Genomic DNA, 16154 nt, shown 5'->3' with positions numbered 1-16154 from the left:
CGGCCGCATCCCTACCAGGAGTCAGCACTTGAAGATCGCAGTCGTAGCCCTCGGGAAGATCGGCCTGCCGCTGGCCGTCCAGTTCGCCGACTCGGGCCACGAGGTCATCGGGGCCGACGTCAACTCGACGCTGGTGGACACCATCAACGCCGGCAACGAGCCGTTCCCCGGCGAGGCGCACCTGGCGGAGAAGCTGCGGGCCGTCGTCGACGGCGGAAGGTTGCGAGCCACCACCGACACCACGGAGGCGGTTCGGCAGGCCGAGGCCGTGGTGGTCGTGGTCCCGCTGTTCGTGAACCACGACGGCGAGCCGGACTTCGCGGCCATGGACGCCGCCACCGCGGCCATCGCGAGGGGACTGCAGCCGGGGACCCTGGTCAGCTACGAGACGACGCTCCCGGTCGGGACCACCCGTACCCGCTGGGCGCCCATGCTTGCGGCTGGTTCAGGGCTGACCGAGGGCACGGACTTCCACGTCGTCTTCTCCCCGGAGCGGGTGCTCACCGGCCGGGTGTTCGCGGACCTGCGCAAGTACCCGAAGCTCATCGGCGGCCTGTCCGAGGCCGGCGCCGAGCGTGCCCGCGAGTTCTACGAGGCGGTGCTCCAGTTCGACGAGCGACCGGACCTGGCACGGGGCAACGGAGTCTGGGACCTGGGAACGGCGGAGGCCGCCGAGATGGCCAAGCTGGCCGAGACCACCTACCGGGACGTGAACATCGGGCTTGCCAACCAGTTCGCGCGCTTCGCCGGCAAGAACGGCATCGACGTGTTCCAGGTGATCGAGGCCTCGAACTCCCAGCCCTACAGCCACATCCACCGCCCGGGCATCGCCGTGGGCGGTCACTGCATCCCCGTGTATCCGCGCCTCTACCTGTGGACGGATCCGGAGGCCAGCATCGTCGCCACCGCCAGAGAGGCCAACGCGGAGATGCCGTCCTACGCCGTCGAGCTTGCGGAGAAGGCGGCCGGGGGGCTGGCGGGGCGTCGCGTCGTCGTGCTGGGCGCCTCCTACCGCGGGGGTGTGAAGGAGACCGCTCTCTCGGGCGTGTTCCCCGTAGTCCGCGCTCTCCAGGACCGGGGAGCCCGCGTCACCGTCCACGACCCTCTCTACACCGACACCGAACTCAAGCGGATGGGGTTCCTGCCGCACCGCCTGGGTGAGCCCGTCGACGTCGCCATCGTGCAGACCGACCACGCCATGTACCGCGAACTGGGCGCCGACGATCTCCCGGGGGTCGCGGTCGTCGTGGACGGACGACGCGTGCTGGACGCCGCAAACTTCTCCCGGACCACCCTCATCACCCTCGGAAAGGGGAACTGACCGTGGCGGCGAAACCCCGCATCGTGCTGTTCCGGCATGCGCCGATCGACTACGACTCGCGCATCAAACGGATCGCCACCACCCTGCAACGCGGGGGGTTCGAACCCATCGTGATCTCCACCGAACCCATCGGCGGTGACTCGGGCGAGTACCTGCTGGGTGGCAACATCCGAGTGATCCGGGTACCGCTGACAGTCTGGCCGGCAGAGAGCCGGATGGCGGCCAAGCCGTCGCCGAATGCGGGCCGGGCCGCGCGCCTGAAGCGCCAGCGCGCCGTCCACGCCAGCCGCGTCAAGGGCGCCGACAAGGCGTCGGCGAAGTCAGCTGCGAAGTGGGCCATCACCAACGGCAAGCTGGTCGCCGTCGGTGCCATCAGCCTGAAGGACCGGCTGATGACCGTCGGCAAGGCACTGCGCGCACGGCTGCAGGGTTCCGACGACCCGTTCGCCGCCCTGGACCTGCCCACCAACCTTCCGGTGGCACACAATCTCATCCACACCCTGCGTGACCTGCTCGTCGGGTTGCGCCCGGATGTGCTCCACGCCCACAACCCGCTCGTGCTGCCGGTGGCCTGGGAGGCCGCCAAGGCGCTGCGCGAGCAGGGCGTCGACGTCAAGCTCTCCTACGACGTGCGGGAGGACTTCGCCGGTCTGCCGAAGAAGGAGATCGGCAACCCCGCGGGACACGAGGCGCTGTTGGGGACCGAGCGGGCCTTCATGAAGAAGGTGGACTACGTGATGACCGTCACCGAGTCCCATGCGCATCTCCTCAAGGACAAGTACAAGCTCGACGAACTTCCCGACACCTTCGTCAACATGTCCGTCTTCCAGCCGATGGTGGGCGACGTCACGGTCCGCGAGGCGGCCGGAGTTGACGACGCCACGCCCCTGATCGTCTACGCCGGGATCATGAGCTGGGCCCGGGGCATCGAGACGCTGATCGAGTCCATGGCCCACATCGATGAGTCGGTGCACCTGGCGATCGTCACGATGCCGCTGCCGCACCCGATGCAGACCAAGCTCGACCCGCTGGCCGAGGAGCTGGGGGTGCGCGACCGCATCCACTACGTCGACCCGGTCAACCAGGCGAACCTCAGCTACTACCTCCACGGCGCCGACCTGGCCGTCCACCCGCTGCCGGGCGGGTCCCCGAACCACGACCGCACCCTGCCGAACAAGCTGTTCGAGTACCTGCACGCAGAGCTGCCGATGGTGTCGTCGGACGCGAAGACGATGGCCGAGTTCGTCCGGTTCAACGGCATGGGGGAGGTCTTCCGCACCGACGATGCTCGGGACCTGGCGGAGAAGGTGACCAAGGCGCTGGCGAACCCCGTGCCGCAGGAACACCTCCACGAACTGGCGCAGAAGTACTCCTGGCAGAGCAACGAGCCCGGTCTGCTGGCGGCGTTCGGACGCCTGACAAACTTCGTCCCTGCCAAGCCCGAGGGCCCGTTCGGGGCCACCGAGGTCACCCCGGCCTGACGCTGTTCGCCCAGTGTGGGTTGTTTGACCATTCGTGGAGCAAACAACCCACACTCGGTAGTCTCAGGCCTCCTGAAGCATGGTGATCGCGACGACGGTGCCCTCCAGTTGGGCGGTCTCCGACCACAGGCCGTCGTGCAACTCGCGCTCGGCCTCCCAGGCGCCCGGCTCGTCGACGGCGACGCTCACCTCTGCGCAGCCCCGGTTGGCCGACTGCCACGTGGCCAGCCAGTGGGCGGCCGCGTCGTCGGAGGCGAACTCCAGCGCCAGGCCGACGCCGGGCCGGCCGTCGTCGGCGAGGGTCTCCTCCAGTGCCGCGACAGGTGCGTCGAGGTCCGGCTGGGCGACGCAGCCCAGCGCGAACAGGTCCACGGACTTGCGCCCGGGGTCCACCTCGTGGACGGAGGCGCCGTTGCCCACCCAGCCGTCCTCCAGGGAGCCGTCTTCGCTCGCGACGCCGTCCCAGCCGCTGGGTTGCGGCAGGTCATCGGAGGCGAGGGTTCCGGCCGTGGTGGCGGCGGGGGACAGCTCGGTGGAGGTCGCCGTCGCTGTGGTGCTGGAGCCGCGGTACTGGAAGTGGTGCCAGTCCCAGCCGCTGTACCAGGCCCAGCCGTGGTCCCGGAAGGCCCGCACGGGCTCCGACGACGTGGTGAGCTGGCCGGGAACCACCGGGGTGCGCTGGACGTGGTCCGTGGACGGCCACCATTTGCCAGTGGGGTCGCGGTAGGGGTTCTGCCACGGGTTGATGTCGACGGCGATGCCGTAGGAGTGCGGCGACTGCGCGCTCGGGTTGCCCACCACCGAGCGGCAGTTGAACGCCGAGGTGTTGTTGGCGGCCATCATCGCCTTGTCATCCCCGTTCCAGTGGTTCGGGTTGCGCATCTGCCCGAGCGGGAACCTGGCTGCCAGCGAGCGCTCGAGGACATTCGCGACGGTGCTGGCCAGGTCGCGGCGGACGATGATCTCGCCGCGGTGCACCAGACCGTCGAGTCCCAGGTAGTTCGTGCGGATGGTGCTCAACCGGGATGCTCCCACTGGGCAACCCAGCCGCCAGGTGTGGTTGACCTCCTCGGGTGTGGTGGCCGTGATGACGGTGTTGGGCTTCGCGGAGCGGGTGACCACCGCACTGTTCGACGACGTCCACACCGCTCCCGAGGTGGTGGCGGCCTGCACGCGGACGGTGACGGCACCGATCCCGCCGACCCCGTAGTCGTAGGTGGCGCTGAAGCGGCCGTTCGCGTCCGTGCGGACCGGGCCGAGCCCGGTCCAGGTGCCGTTAACGAAGACCTGCGGCGTGACCGCGACGTTCGCGACGGCTGGGACCACTGCCCCTGTGAGCTGCGGTGTGGCCAGGGAATCTATGGAGGCCGGGGCCGAGAGCGTTGCCGACGGCCTGGCGATGGTGGTCTCGAAGGCGGCCACCTTGCCGTTGTCGAGGCCAGCCGTGATCCTGGCCCAGCCCGCGAAGCTCGCGTCGATCTGGGTGGAGTAGACGCCCTCGCCGTTCGTCGTCGCGTACCCGGTGTCCCAGACGTCTCCCGCGTGGTCGCGCAGCGTGACGGTGACGACGACGCCGGCCGGGGCTCCGCTCACCCTGCCGCTGACGGAGATGGGGGCCACCTGACGGTAGAGGGTGGTGCTCGGGTGACCCGGGTGCACGACGTTGCTGATGCCGACCTCGGCCCCGCTCGGCGCCGCGGGTCCCGACGGGCGGCCGACTGGTGCGGCGGGCTGCCGGAAGTTGACGATGTTGTTGAACACCCACTTGTTGACCATCCGGTAACCCGACCCGTAGTGCTCGGGCGCCGTGGCCCAGATCAATGAGCGGCAGCCGTTCTTGCCGGTCCAGGAGGTGTCACACTCGGTCTTCCAGCGTCGGCCGTCAATGATGTGCTCTCCGCTGGTGGCCAGCGGGTTGGCCAGCCACTGGGCGCGCGGGCTGGGCTTGTAGGTCAGGTTGTTGAAGACCCAGCCGTTGGTGTTGACGAAGGTCCTCCCGTTCCACGTCGTCGTGGTTGCCCAGATCTCGGTGCGGCAACGCTCGACCGTGCTGGAGTACTGGGAACACCTCGTGCGCCACTGGCGCCCGTTGACGGTGTGGTCGCCGTGGGTGGTGTAGACGTCAACCTCGGCCTGTGCTGGTGCGACGGGGCCAAGCGCGACGGCGAAGGCGGCGGTGAGCCCGGTGGCCAGTGCGATGGCCAGTCGTCTGGTGATGCGCATCAGTGCACCAGCACGATCTTGCCGACGTTGTCCCCGCTGTCGAGCAGTTCGTGGGCCCTGCGGACCTCGTCGAACGGGATGCGGGTCTCCGGTGACGTCCTGATCTGGCCGGCGTCGAGCATGGGCCAGACGGTATCGGCCACGCGCTTGCAGATGGCCGCCTTCTCCGGCTTGGGACGGAACCTGAGCGAGGTGGCGTGGATGGTGCCCATCTTCGCGAGCAACAGGCCCAGGTTCAGCGTGCCCTTGGTGCCACCCTGCAGCCCGATGACCACCATGCGGCCGCCCCGGGCCAGCGCCTTCACGTTCATCTCGAGGTACTTGGCGCCCATGATGTCGAGTACGACATCGGCGCCGTGGCTCTTGGTCGCCTCCTTTAGCGCACCCACCCAGTCGTCGTGGTAGTCGATGGCGATGTCGGCGCCGTGGTCGCGGCAGTGCTGGAGTTTTGCCGCGCTGCCGGCGGTGGTGGCGACGGTGCAGCCGAGCGCCTTGCCGTACTGGATCGCGAAGGTGCCGATGCCGCCGGCGCCGCCGTGGACCAGCAGCGTCTCACCGGCCATCAGACCGGCGACGTCCATGTTGGACACGACGGTGGCGGCCACTTCCAGCAACCCGGCTGCGGTGACGAGGTCGACAGAACTGGGCGGGGACAGCAACTGGCCCTCGGGGGCGACGAAGTACTCGGCGTAGCCGCCGCCGGCAAGCAGGGCCACCACCTCGTCGCCGGGCTGCCACCGCGTGACCTGGGAGCCGACTGCCTCCACCACCCCGGAGGCCTCCAGGCCGATGGTGTCCGTGACGCCCTTGGGTGGCGGGTAGTGGCCACGACGCTGCAGAATGTCGGCGCGGTTCACCCCGGAGGCGACTGTGCGAACGAGTACCTCGTCGGGCTGGGGCTCAGGGCGGGGCAGTTCCCCGATCTCGAGGGCTTGCACTTCGCCGGGCTCGGCAACGATGACTGCACGCATGCGGGTCACTCTGCCACAATCACCACTCCAGTTCCCGGCCTGACGCGAACCGTCGGGCTCGTCCGTCGACCGGGTCCACGAACTCCAGCGAGTACGCCAGAAGCCGAAGTGGGGTGGAGAAATCGTCGATCGGCGTGTCGGAAACCTCGGGGTAGAGCGGGTCTCCCAGCAGGGGTATCCCCAGGGAGTTGAAGTGCATCCGGATCTGGTGGGTCTTGCCGGTCAGCGGCCGAACCTCGTACCGAGCCAGGTCACCGCGGACCTCCAGAAGGTCGATCTCGGTGCGGGAGTTGGCGGGCAGGTCCCGGGTTTCTGCCTGCATCGTTCCGACCCGCTTCACCAGGTGGGACTCCACCGTCGCGGGGAACTCCAGCTCCGGTCGGTACCCTGCCACGGCGTGGTAGACCTTGCGCACCTCCCGCCGTCGGAACACGTCCTGGTAGGCGGCGCGCCAACGCTGCTCGGTGGTAAGCAGAAGGACACCGGCGGTCCCCCGGTCCAGCCGGTGCGCCGGCGTCAGCTCCGGCAGGTCCAGGGCCACGCGGGCCTTCACGACCACGCTCTGGGTGACGTGTCGGCCGCGCGGGATCGTCGAGAGGAAGTGGGGCTTGTCGACGACGACGATCCGCTCGTCCCGGTACAGCACCCTGACCTCCCCGGGGACCTCGGGCTCGTCACGGAGCTCACGGTGGAACCACACGAAGGTGTGGGGGCGGTAGACCTCGCGCCCAGTCCAGGGGTGGCCGTCGTCGTCGACGAAGTCCCCACGGGCCAGCATGTCGTCAACGGCCTCGCGCCCAGGCCCGAGCTTGTCGCGCAGGAAGTCGCGCATCGTCGGCCAGGGCAGGGCGTTGCCCGGGTCCCGGTCAGGGGTGCGCACCCAAGCGGCCTGCAGACCGTGGCGTGGGGGGAGCGGGGACTTGGGAGGCACGTCCTCCTTTCTACCGGTAACATGTGCTGAGCGCCGCAAGGCGCTGTGGCGAGGTCGCATAGTGGACTAGTGCAGCCGCCTTGAAAGCGGCCGAGTGGCAACGCTCCGTGGGTTCGAATCCCACCCTCGCCGCCACCCCGCACCGGTGATCGTCGCGAAAGCGCCCTGTCACCGCCGAACCGGCGCGGACATCCCGGTGCCGTGACACGGCCGCCCAGCCGCGACGCTGCCAGTGCCCGCCGGTAGTGTGTGGGCATGTCCGAGACCCACTACCTCATCAAGCCGCGTCCTCCGCTGCGCGCCTACGGCATCGCCGCCGTCGGGAGCCTCGCGGGTGCGGTCCTGCTGGTGCTGTCACTGCTCAATGATTGGCACTGGGCGTTGCTTGCGCTCGGCATCGTCGTCCTGGTGGCAGGCATCATGCTCTTCGTGGCCGGCCTCGCGGCCAGCGGACGCAACCGGGTAAGCATCACCTTCAACGACGACGGCTACGTGCTGGAGGGTCCCCGGGGCAGGGAGACCGGTGACTGGGATCTGGTGACCCGGGTGACGCAGTCGGATGCGGGCCGCCACATCACAATCCACGAGGGCCCCGAGACGCGCCACCACCTGGTGTTCGCCCCCGGCAACGACGCCCAGGTCGCGGATCTGCTCGAGGACATGACCGAGCGCCTGGATGCCGCCAAGGGGTACACCAACTTCGCCTGAGGTCGCCGGTTGGAGCGGATGGCTGGACGCAGGGTCTAGAGGGGTCTCGACACGCGTCGTTCGTTCCTCACGGACGCTACTCGACCAGCGGGGAGGGTACGCGTCGTTCGTTCCTCACGGACGCTACTCGACCCAGCGAGGAGTGGGTGCGCGTCGTTGCTTCCTCACGCGACGCTGCTCGACCAGCGGGGAGTGGGTGCGCGTCGTTGCTTCCTCACGGACGCTACTCAACCAGCGAGGAGTGGGTACGCGTCGTTGCTTCCTCACGGACGCTGCTCGACCAGCGGGGAGTGGGTGCGCGTCGTTGCTTCCTCACGGACGCTACCGACCCCGCGAGAAGTGGTCAGCCGCCGTTGTAGGCGCAGGCGTCCGCGACGGACTGGCTGCCCTCGATGAACGTCGGCGACGCGCTGGGCTCCGGATCCGGCTCCTCGGAATCGCTGTTGCTGGGGGTCTCCGATGGGGAGGGAGCCTCGCTGGTGGCGGTGGCCGACGGCGCGGGCTCCTCATCCGAGATCGCCTCCGTGACCGCCTCGCGCATGGCATCGAAGTCCGGGTCGTTGAAGTCGTAGCCGTTCTTGCCGGGGGTGAAGACCAGTCGCTCGATGTCGGCGTCCTTCACCGTCATGGACAGCTCGACCAGCGGCTCGAGCACCTGCTGCGGGATGTCGGTCATCACCATCTTGGCCGACGCCGCGGCGATGGCCTCGTAGGAGGTCAGCATGGTGGCCGGGTTGGCCTGCTTGATGATGGCGTTGACCAGGCAGGACTGGCGGGCCATGCGGTCGTAGTCGCTGGATCCCGAGCGGGACCGGGCGTACCACATGGCCTCGTAGCCATTGAGGTGCTGGTCCGCCCCGGGCTCCAGGTAGCCGCCCGAGGGTCCGTTTCCGGTGTCGCGGCCCATCGGCAGCCGGTCGTTGATGTTCACGGTGACGCCACCCATTGCATTGATGAGCGCCTGGATGCCGTCGATGTTGAGCAGCGCGAAGTAGTCCACCTTCAGGCCGGTGATGCCCTCGACACCCTGCTTGAGCGCCTCGGCGCCGCGGTAGGTCTGGTCAGGGAGGATGTCGGGGTAGTCGCCGCTCTCCACCGTGTGCCAGATGTTGTTCACGAACCAGTTCGCGGAGTCGCCCTCGCCCCTGAACCCGTCGGGGAACCACTGGTCCATCTCCGACCCCTCCGGGAACGGCACGTACTGCACGTTGCGGGGGATCTGGATGATGTCGGTGTTGCCGTTGGCCGTGTTGATGGAGGCCAGCATGATCGTGTCGGTGCGGATGCCCCACTGGGCGTCCCTGACTGCGTTGCCGTCGGCGCCCAACAGCAGGATGTTCAGGCGGGGGTGATCCTTCCAGGGGTTCTCCTTCTCGGCATCGATGGAGGGACGACTGGTGGCGGTCACCTGGGCCTCGTCGGGGAAGACTGTCTCCACGAGCTTCTGCTGGTCGAAGGAGTAGCGCGACCCCACCGCGATGGGCGCCGAGATGAACAGGCTGAGCACGGTGACCAGGACCGCTCCCGTGGCCTTGCGGCCAGGGCCCAGGCCCTTGGGTCTCGTGAGGATGTGGGTGGCCGCGATCAGTGTCACCCAGACGATCCCGACCGCCGCGAGCACCAGGGAGAGGCGTTGCAGCTCACCGGGGTCGACGGCGAAGCCCGCGAAGTTGCCCAGGTTGCTGTAGGCGGACCAGCCGATGGCGGCCAGCGCCCCCAGGAAGCTGAGCGGAGCCACGACACCGACGACCTTGGCCGCGAGGGGTCTGGCCCCGAGCAGCCCTACCCCTGGGAGGACGGTGCTGAGTGCGGTCAGGCCGAGGCTGCGGGCGAAGGACGGCTTCCTGCCGGCGGCTGGGACGGCGCCCTTGGGCGATTCGGCCCGGGGTGTCTCCCAGGGTGGTGGGGTGGGGGGCTGCTCGGGTCTTGCGGCCCGGGCGGGACGGAACACCGGGCCGTAGAGGTCACCGACGCCGGAGGCGTGCTCGTCGTCGAGCGGAGGCAGAGCCCGGCGTGGGCGGTGCTGGTTCGGTTCCGTCATCGGTAGGTGGTCCCCCCTTATGGTGCACAAGTGTAGAACGGGGGCCCGCGCCGCACCGAAACGGCGTTTGGCGCGGAATCAACCGCTCGGCTAACCTTGTGCCGTCGTGGAGGTGTCGCCTAGTACGGTCTATGGCGCCCGATTGCTAATCGGGTTTGGGGCTTAAACCCCATCGCGGGTTCAAATCCCGCCACCTCCGCTGCAGATGTCACTGGCATCCAATCGGCCCGGACCCGCTCGTCGGATCCGGGCCGCGTGCCTGACGGGCGGCCGTTTTGCCCTGTCGGGTCGCCGTGACGTATAGTTGGCAACTGCCTACGCGGCACTGCGCTCGTGGCTCAACGGATAGAGCATCTGACTACGGATCAGAAGGTTGGGGGTTCGAGTCCCTCCGAGCGCGCAGAGTGATCCCGGTCCCAGCAGGGGCCGGGATTTCTGCTGTCAGCACCGCCCCGCAGGCTGACTAGGATCATGAGTGGAAGGGACGGTGCCATGACCGAGATCTGGGCCCATCGCGGAGCCCCGGCGTTCGCGCCGGAGAACACCTTGCCCGCATTCGAGACGGCGGTGCAGCAGGGCGCCGACGGCATCGAGTTCGACGTGCAGCGCACTGCCGACGGCCACCTCGTCGTCATCCACGACGAGTCCATCAACCGCACCTCCAACGGCTTTGGTCGCGTGGTCGACCTGACGCTGGAGGAGTTGCGTCGCTGCGACTTCTCCAACGGCTTCGTCGGATTCCGCAACACCCGCATCCCCACCCTCAAGGAGACGCTTCAGTTGCTCGGGCCAACCGGCGTGCGGCTGAACATCGAACTGAAGAACACTGTCGTCCTGTACCCGGGCATGGAGCTCGAGGCGCTCGAACTGGTGGAGGAGGCGGGCGTCCTGGAGCAGGTGGTGTTCTCCTCGTTCAACCACGTCAGCCTCGCCAACCTCCGCGGCAAGGTCGAGCCCGAGAATCTCGGGCTCCTCTACTCCGACGCGCTGTTCGAGCCCTGGACCTACGCCAACTTCTACGGCGCCGGGGCGGTCCACCCCAGCCGGCTCGCGCTGAAGCAGCCGCACTACATGTGGCTGTGCCACGAGGCCGGGATCAAGGCGCACGTCTGGACCGTGGACGACGACGAGGAGATCCAGCAGTTCACAGCAATGGGCGTCGACGCGATCATCACCAACTTCCCGGACCGCGCCCGCCGCGTCAGCCGTCGCAGTCGCTAGCCTGCTGGTCATGAGCAACCCCTTCCGCCCCGAGCTGTGGGACGGCGTGCCCGGCTTCGACTTCACCGACATCACCTACCACCGGGCCAAGGAAGTGCCCGCGGTCCGGATCGCCTTCGACCGCCCCGAGGTGCGCAACGCGTTCCGGCCGCACACCGTCGACGAGTTCTGCCAGGCGCTCGAACATGCCCGGATGTCCTCCGACGTCGGCTGCGTCCTGATCACCGGCAACGGGCCATCGGAGAAGGACGGCGGTTGGGCGTTCTGCTCGGGCGGCGACCAGCGCATCCGTGGCCGCGCCGGCTACCAGTACGCCGACGGCGAATCCGCCGAAACCGTGGACCCGGCAAAGCTGGGCCGGCTGCACATCCTCGAGGCGCAGCGCATCATCCGGTTCATGCCGAAGGTGGTGATCTCGCTGGTCAACGGCTGGGCCGCCGGGGGAGGGCACTCGCTGCACGTCGTCTCGGACCTCTCGCTGGCCTCCGCCGAGCACGCGCGCTTCAAGCAGACCGACGCCGACGTCGGCTCCTTCGACGGTGGCTTCGGCTCGGCCTACCTCGCGCGCCAGGTGGGCCAGAAGTTCGCTCGCGAGATCTTCTTCCTCGGCGACGTCTACGACGCCGAGGACGCCTACCGCATGGGCATGGTGAACAAAGTGGTGCCGCATGCCGAACTGGAGGACGTCGGCCTGGAGTGGGCGGCCAAGATCTGCGGCAAGTCCCCCACGGCGCAGCGGATGCTGAAATTCGCCTTCAACCTGATCGACGACGGTCTGGTCGGGCAGCAGGTCTTCGCGGGGGAGACGACGCGTCTGGCCTACATGGGCGACGAGGCGGTCGAGGGCCGCGACTCCTTCCTGCAGAAGCGGGAACCGGACTGGTCGCGGTTTCCGTACTACTACTGATGTTCACTGAGGCGGTCGCAGCTTTGGCTGCAGGAGGCGGTAGAGGCCGGCGGACACCATGGCGGCGCCGATTGCGAGATGGAGCGGGATCAGTGTCGCGGCCAACCGAGAGGCGGGCCGGCGCCGCCAGGTGATCGGTTCGGAAGCGATTCCCACCCACATACAGGCGCCGACAATCGCCACCGTGCGTGCCGCCCACCTGGTGCCGGGGGCGGCCCGGACCGCTGCCCAAGTCGCCAGCGCGGGCATCGGCCAAGGGGCCGAGATGGCCGAGCCGAGCCCGAGCGCGAGGTGTGCGCGGACCCCGCCGGGGACGCGCAGGCCGAATGGCTCCCCGCGCAGGTCTTCGCTGGCGGCCAAGGATGTGGCACACGCGGTTGCGGCCACGAACAGTGCCACCGGAGCCAGCAGTAGTGGATCAGCCACTAGGTCCTCCTAACACGAAATGCCCCGTTCGCTGTTCCGGCACCAGTCCCGTTCCCGGCTTTTGAAAAACAGACGGGGAGACGCGTCGGCCCTCCCATCATGAGACCCGCCCTGGCTCATCTCAAGAGCATGCACGCAAGGAATGCGCCGCTCGTATGCGGCTACACCGCCGAAGCCCGATGGTGGGCGGACCTCCTCGGTTGGCCTGTCCTGCGAGTAGCGTGGTGTGGGCGGCCGAGGGGCCGCACGACGAGGAGGACCAATGTCTGAGCACACCAGCGAGGCACCGCGGATCATCACGCGCGACACCGTCGGGACTGCCGTCGTGCGCGGGACCCAACGCATGGACGAGCTGACCGCGTTCTACGACCGCGCGTTCCCGGCCGTGGCCGAGGCGCTGGGTGAGCAGGGGCTCCGGCCCGGTGACGCCTTCGGGCTCTACGGGGCCATGAACGACGACACGGCCGAGCTCGAGGTTGGCTTCGTCGTCGACGGCGACTTCCGCCCCACCGGTGAGGTGGAGGCCGGAGAGCTGCCCGGCGGCGAGTACGCGACGTTCACCCACGTCGGCTCCTACGGCACGCTCAGCAGGTCCTGGGAGGCGCTGGGCAAGTGGATCCAGGACCAGGACCGGACCTCCGGGCAGACGGTCTTCGAGATCTACCGGGACGACCCCACGGAGGCGGACCCGGAGGCCATGCGCACCGAGCTCTACTGGTCGCTCTTCTGAGCGGTCCGGGAGGTCAGTCGGCCAGGCCGTAGAGGCGGTCGCCGGCGTCGCCGAGCCCAGGCACGATGTAGCCGATCTCGTTGAGGCGTTCGTCGACGGCGGCCACCACCAGCGTGCATGGCGCGTGCAGGTCTGCCAGAAGTTCCTGGAAGTTGACCAGACCCTCGGGTGCGGCCAGCAGGCAGATGCAGGTGATGTCGTCGGCTCCGCGGCCGACCAGGAACTTCACGGCCTCGCCCAGCGAGCCGCCGGTGGCGAGCATGGGGTCGAGCACGTAGCACTGCCGGCCGGACAGGTCCTGTGGGAGGCGCTCGGCGTAGGTGGCGGGCATGAGCGTCACCTCGTCGCGGATCATCCCGAGGAAGCCGACCTCCGCGGTGGGCACCAGCCGCAGCATGCCGTCGAGCATTCCCAGTCCCGCGCGGAGGATGGGGACCACGAGCGGCGCCGGATCCATCAGTCGGGTTCCCGTGGTGCGGGCCACGGGCGTCTCGATCTCCACGTCCTCCACCCGCACTCCGCGGGTGGCCTCGTAGGCGAGCAGGGTGACCAACTCCTCGACCAGGCGACGAAACGTCGGCTGTTCGGTGGTCTTGTCACGCAGCTTTGTCAGCTTGTGATCTACGAGCGGGTGTTCGATGACGCGGATCTCCACGGGCCCACTCTTACACATCATCCCAAGGGCTGTTGCACCGGGTTGGCAACCCGGGGCTGACTTGTGGTTGGTTGTCTGGAATCATGGGGGCTGCACATCAAGCAAGGGAGATCGACGTGGACGTGTTCGACGAAGACGCAGAGCCGTTCGACCTCAAGGACGACGAGGAGTCGGACGAGGAGGAATCGGACGACGACTTCGAAGACGATGATCTCGAGGACGCGACCGAGGACGACATCGACCTCGTCGTCGCCGTCTACCGGGAGGACGGTCAGCCGCAGGTCGTCCCGCTCGACTTCGAACTCGCCAACGACCTCGACGAACTGATCCGCCAGCTCACCCGCCTGCCGGGTGACTCCGGGGCAGACGGGTTCGTCTCCGTCGCTGGGGAGTTCTTCGTGATCTGCCGCGTGCGGGGGCGCTCCGTCGAGGTGCTCCTCAACGACGCCACGGCGGCCAACGACTGGCCTCTGGCGCGTGACGTCGTCGACTACCTCGGCGAGGATGTGCCCGACGAGGAGGACGAGTCCGCCCCCGCCGGAGACCTTGAGATGTTCGCGGCCAGCGGGCTGAACGCGTTCGAGCTGGAGTCGATCGCCACCGACTACGACGAGGACTCCGACGAGCTGCTGATGCAGATCGCGCGGAAGCTGAAGATCGGGGACCAGTTCGCCAAGGCCGTCGAGGCCTTTGACGCCTGAGGTGGCCAACCGCTGGTCGGACCCGATGCGCCTCGCCATCGAGCAGGCGCGGCAGGCGCTGACGCACGGCGACGTCCCGATCGGTGCGGTGGTACTCGGACCCGACGGCGCTGTCCTCGCCGCGGCCGGCAACGAGCGCGAACTCACCGGGGACCCGACGGCGCACGCCGAGGTGGTCGCCATCCGGCGCGCGGCCGCGGCGCTGGGGGAGTGGCGCCTGGAGGACTGCACGCTGGTGGTGACGCTGGAGCCCTGCACCATGTGTGCTGGGGCCATCGTCGCCGCCCGGCTCTCCCGGCTCGTGTTCGGCGCCTTCGACCCCAAGGCGGGCGCGGTGTCGTCGCTGTGGGACGTGGTGCGTGACCCGCGCCTGAACCACCGCCCCCAGGTCACCAGCGGCATCCTCGCCGACGACTGCGCCGAACTCCTGCTGGACTTCTTCAACGACCGGCGCTGACCCGCGCTTGGCCGCTTGACTGTGGCCTTTTGGACGGTCATCCGTCCTTCCGGCCACACTTAGCGCGGCCGACGGTGGCAACCTGGCCCCTTCTCGTGCGGCGGCGATTGGAAAGACCAGCGCTGGTGCCGTTAAACTACTCGACGGTGACGTGTCTGAGCGGCCGAAAGTGCTCGCCTCGAAAGCGAGTGTGGGGCAACCCACCGAGGGTTCAAATCCCTCCGTCACCGCCGTGTGATGTCGCAAGACATCGGAATAGCCCGGACCTGCATGTGCAGGTCCGGGCCTTTTCCTCGTGCTCTCAGTCCTTGGACGGCTTCGGGGCGGCTGCGACGGCGAGAAGGCCGCCGACCATGCCGACGTTCTTCAGGAACTGGATGGTGTTGGTCTTGCGCTGCTTGGGGTCGGTGTCATTCCAGAAGGAGTGACCGGCCAGCGTCGTGGGGATCATGGAGGCCACGACGGCAGCGGCGCCCAGGCGGGGGAGCAGTCCCGTGATCACGGACAGGCCGCCCAGGACCATCGCAGCTCCGTTTGCGCGGACGGCGAGCTCGCCGTACTCCTCCGGCACCCCGAAGTCGGTGGCCATCTTCACGCGCATTCCGGGTTCCTTCACGGCGTCGTAGCCGAGGAAGACGAAAGGTGCACCGATGGCGGCACGTGTCAGCAGCGACAGAATCTTCATTGGCCGGACCTCCTGGAACTGTGCCCGACCGACAGGCCGGGATGGCGCGAGTCTACTCCGGCGAAGGCCGTGGCCGGCGGGCGCCTGGCGCGGCAGGCGTTCAGGCCGCGGCGCGGACGAAACCGAGGAACCGCTTGTGGAAGCGGTCCTCGCCGTTCATCTCGGGGTGGAAGGAGATGCCTAGCAGCCCGCCCTGCTCGACGGCCACCACGCGCCCGTCGGGAAGGGCGGCGAGAGGATGCGCCGCAGGTCCCACAGCTTCCACGACCGGGGCACGGATGAACGTCGCGGCCACCGGGGGTTCTCCCAGTTCCGGGATCTGCAGCAGGGTCTCGAACGATTCGGTCTGCCGGCCGAACGCGTTGCGCCGGACCACGACGTCGAGTCCTCCGAAGGTGAGCTGGCCCTCTATGCCGTCGGTGATCGTGTCGGCGAGCAGGATGAGTCCGGCGCAGGTGCCGAGCACCGGCAGCCCGGAGGTGATCGCCTCGACGATCGGTTCCCGCAGGTCGAAGGCGCGGGCCAGCTTGTCGATAACGCTGGATTCCCCGCCGGGCAGCACCAACCCGTCGACGGCGGCCAGTTCGCGGGGGCGCCGCACGCTTACGACGTCGGCGCCGAGGTGTTCCAGCACGGCGACGTGCTCGCGCACGTCACCCTGCAGATCCAGCACTCCTACGCGGAGTGGGGCCACTT

At 68.4% G+C, this 16154-nt stretch carries 16 protein-coding genes and 4 tRNA genes; 12 read left to right on the top strand and 8 right to left on the bottom strand.

Translation table 11 applies throughout. The annotated features are described in order from the left end of the window. The first annotated feature begins 28 nt into the window (after nt 1-28). Together LKO27_RS14050 and LKO27_RS14045 are read left to right on the top strand one after the other, a co-directional pair. Nucleotides 29-1321: a nucleotide sugar dehydrogenase gene (locus LKO27_RS14050; RefSeq protein ID WP_227738140.1), complete on the top strand. Its 1293-nt coding sequence runs from the start codon at nt 29-31 to the stop codon at nt 1319-1321. 2 nt (nt 1322-1323) lie between these two features. Beyond that, nucleotides 1324-2802: a glycosyltransferase family 4 protein gene (locus LKO27_RS14045; RefSeq protein ID WP_227738139.1), complete on the top strand. Its 1479-nt coding sequence runs from the start codon at nt 1324-1326 to the stop codon at nt 2800-2802. Between the two features lie 63 nt (nt 2803-2865). Here the strand turns inward: LKO27_RS14045 and LKO27_RS14040 are convergent, their stop codons facing one another. The 3 genes from LKO27_RS14040 to LKO27_RS14030 are packed head-to-tail and all read right to left on the bottom strand — an operon-like array spanning nt 2866 to nt 6828. Then, complete coding sequence (locus LKO27_RS14040; protein ID WP_227738138.1) at nt 2866-5025, bottom strand: M15 family metallopeptidase; 2160 nt, start codon at nt 5023-5025, stop codon at nt 2866-2868. Continuing rightward, a complete protein-coding gene (locus tag LKO27_RS14035; RefSeq protein WP_227738137.1) occupies nt 5025-5996 on the bottom strand; it encodes an NAD(P)H-quinone oxidoreductase in 972 nt (323 codons plus the stop codon). The genes LKO27_RS14040 and LKO27_RS14035 overlap by 1 nt, the downstream gene beginning before the upstream one ends. A gap of 19 nt (nt 5997-6015) precedes the next feature. Next, nucleotides 6016-6828 (bottom strand): pseudouridine synthase, encoded by an 813-nt coding sequence (locus tag LKO27_RS14030; protein WP_227738221.1) that lies wholly within the window; start codon nt 6826-6828, stop codon nt 6016-6018. Between the two features lie 146 nt (nt 6829-6974). Here LKO27_RS14030 and LKO27_RS14025 point away from each other — a divergent pair. Together LKO27_RS14025 and LKO27_RS14020 are read left to right on the top strand one after the other, a co-directional pair. Beyond that, nucleotides 6975-7062: transfer RNA gene (locus LKO27_RS14025), tRNA-Ser, on the top strand. Between the two features lie 120 nt (nt 7063-7182). Continuing rightward, entirely contained in the window at nt 7183-7635 is a 453-nt protein-coding gene (locus LKO27_RS14020) for a hypothetical protein (protein WP_227738136.1), read from the top strand. 343 nt (nt 7636-7978) lie between these two features. Here LKO27_RS14020 and LKO27_RS14015 read toward each other — a convergent pair whose 3' ends face one another. Continuing rightward, entirely contained in the window at nt 7979-9676 is a 1698-nt protein-coding gene (locus tag LKO27_RS14015; RefSeq protein WP_227738135.1) for an LCP family protein, read from the bottom strand. Nucleotides 9677-9784: 108 nt separating this feature from the next. Here LKO27_RS14015 and LKO27_RS14010 point away from each other — a divergent pair. From LKO27_RS14010 to LKO27_RS13995, 4 genes are all read left to right on the top strand, one after another. Then, nucleotides 9785-9875, top strand: a tRNA-Ser gene (locus LKO27_RS14010). A gap of 128 nt (nt 9876-10003) precedes the next feature. Next, nucleotides 10004-10076, top strand: a tRNA-Arg gene (locus LKO27_RS14005). A 92-nt stretch (nt 10077-10168) separates the two neighbouring features. Next, entirely contained in the window at nt 10169-10897 is a 729-nt protein-coding gene (locus LKO27_RS14000; protein ID WP_227738134.1) for a glycerophosphodiester phosphodiesterase, read from the top strand. Between the two features lie 10 nt (nt 10898-10907). Continuing rightward, nucleotides 10908-11804 (top strand): 1,4-dihydroxy-2-naphthoyl-CoA synthase, encoded by an 897-nt coding sequence (locus tag LKO27_RS13995; protein WP_227738133.1) that lies wholly within the window; start codon nt 10908-10910, stop codon nt 11802-11804. A 3-nt stretch (nt 11805-11807) separates the two neighbouring features. On the opposite strand, the gene LKO27_RS13990 is transcribed toward LKO27_RS13995, so the two are convergent. Then, nucleotides 11808-12230, bottom strand: coding sequence for a hypothetical protein (locus tag LKO27_RS13990; RefSeq protein WP_227738132.1), 423 nt, complete (start codon nt 12228-12230; stop codon nt 11808-11810). Between the two features lie 262 nt (nt 12231-12492). On the opposite strand from LKO27_RS13990, the gene LKO27_RS13985 reads away from it, so the two are divergent. Then, nucleotides 12493-12960 carry a GyrI-like domain-containing protein gene (locus tag LKO27_RS13985; RefSeq protein WP_227738131.1) on the top strand — a complete coding sequence of 156 codons (468 nt, stop codon included), beginning with the start codon at nt 12493-12495 and terminating at the stop codon, nt 12958-12960. A 13-nt stretch (nt 12961-12973) separates the two neighbouring features. Here LKO27_RS13985 and upp read toward each other — a convergent pair whose 3' ends face one another. Continuing rightward, on the bottom strand, nt 12974-13615 hold the full coding sequence (upp, locus tag LKO27_RS13980; RefSeq protein WP_227738130.1) for a uracil phosphoribosyltransferase: 642 nt from the start codon (nt 13613-13615) through the stop codon (nt 12974-12976). A gap of 83 nt (nt 13616-13698) precedes the next feature. Between upp and LKO27_RS13975 the strand changes: the two genes are divergently transcribed. From LKO27_RS13975 to LKO27_RS13965, 3 genes are all read left to right on the top strand, one after another. Beyond that, nucleotides 13699-14316, top strand: a complete 618-nt coding sequence (locus LKO27_RS13975) for a tRNA adenosine deaminase-associated protein (protein WP_227738129.1) — start codon at nt 13699-13701, stop codon at nt 14314-14316. 25 nt (nt 14317-14341) lie between these two features. After that, nucleotides 14342-14773: a tRNA adenosine(34) deaminase TadA gene (gene tadA / locus LKO27_RS13970; RefSeq protein WP_227738220.1), complete on the top strand. Its 432-nt coding sequence runs from the start codon at nt 14342-14344 to the stop codon at nt 14771-14773. Between the two features lie 145 nt (nt 14774-14918). Continuing rightward, a tRNA-Ser gene (locus LKO27_RS13965) sits at nt 14919-15003 on the top strand. 71 nt (nt 15004-15074) lie between these two features. Here LKO27_RS13965 and LKO27_RS13960 read toward each other — a convergent pair. Both LKO27_RS13960 and pdxT read right to left on the bottom strand, forming a co-directional pair. After that, nucleotides 15075-15458, bottom strand: coding sequence for a DoxX family protein (locus tag LKO27_RS13960; RefSeq protein WP_227738128.1), 384 nt, complete (start codon nt 15456-15458; stop codon nt 15075-15077). A gap of 100 nt (nt 15459-15558) precedes the next feature. Beyond that, nucleotides 15559-16152, bottom strand: a complete 594-nt coding sequence (gene pdxT / locus LKO27_RS13955) for a pyridoxal 5'-phosphate synthase glutaminase subunit PdxT (protein WP_227738127.1) — start codon at nt 16150-16152, stop codon at nt 15559-15561. Nucleotides 16153-16154 lie beyond the last annotated feature (2 nt).

Origin of the sequence: Tessaracoccus sp. OS52, assembly GCF_020687685.1 — a bacterium.
GTDB lineage: Bacteria > Actinomycetota > Actinomycetes > Propionibacteriales > Propionibacteriaceae > Arachnia.
The sequence above is the reverse complement of the archived record's forward strand: the minus strand, read 5'-3'. Positions and strand labels throughout refer to the sequence as shown.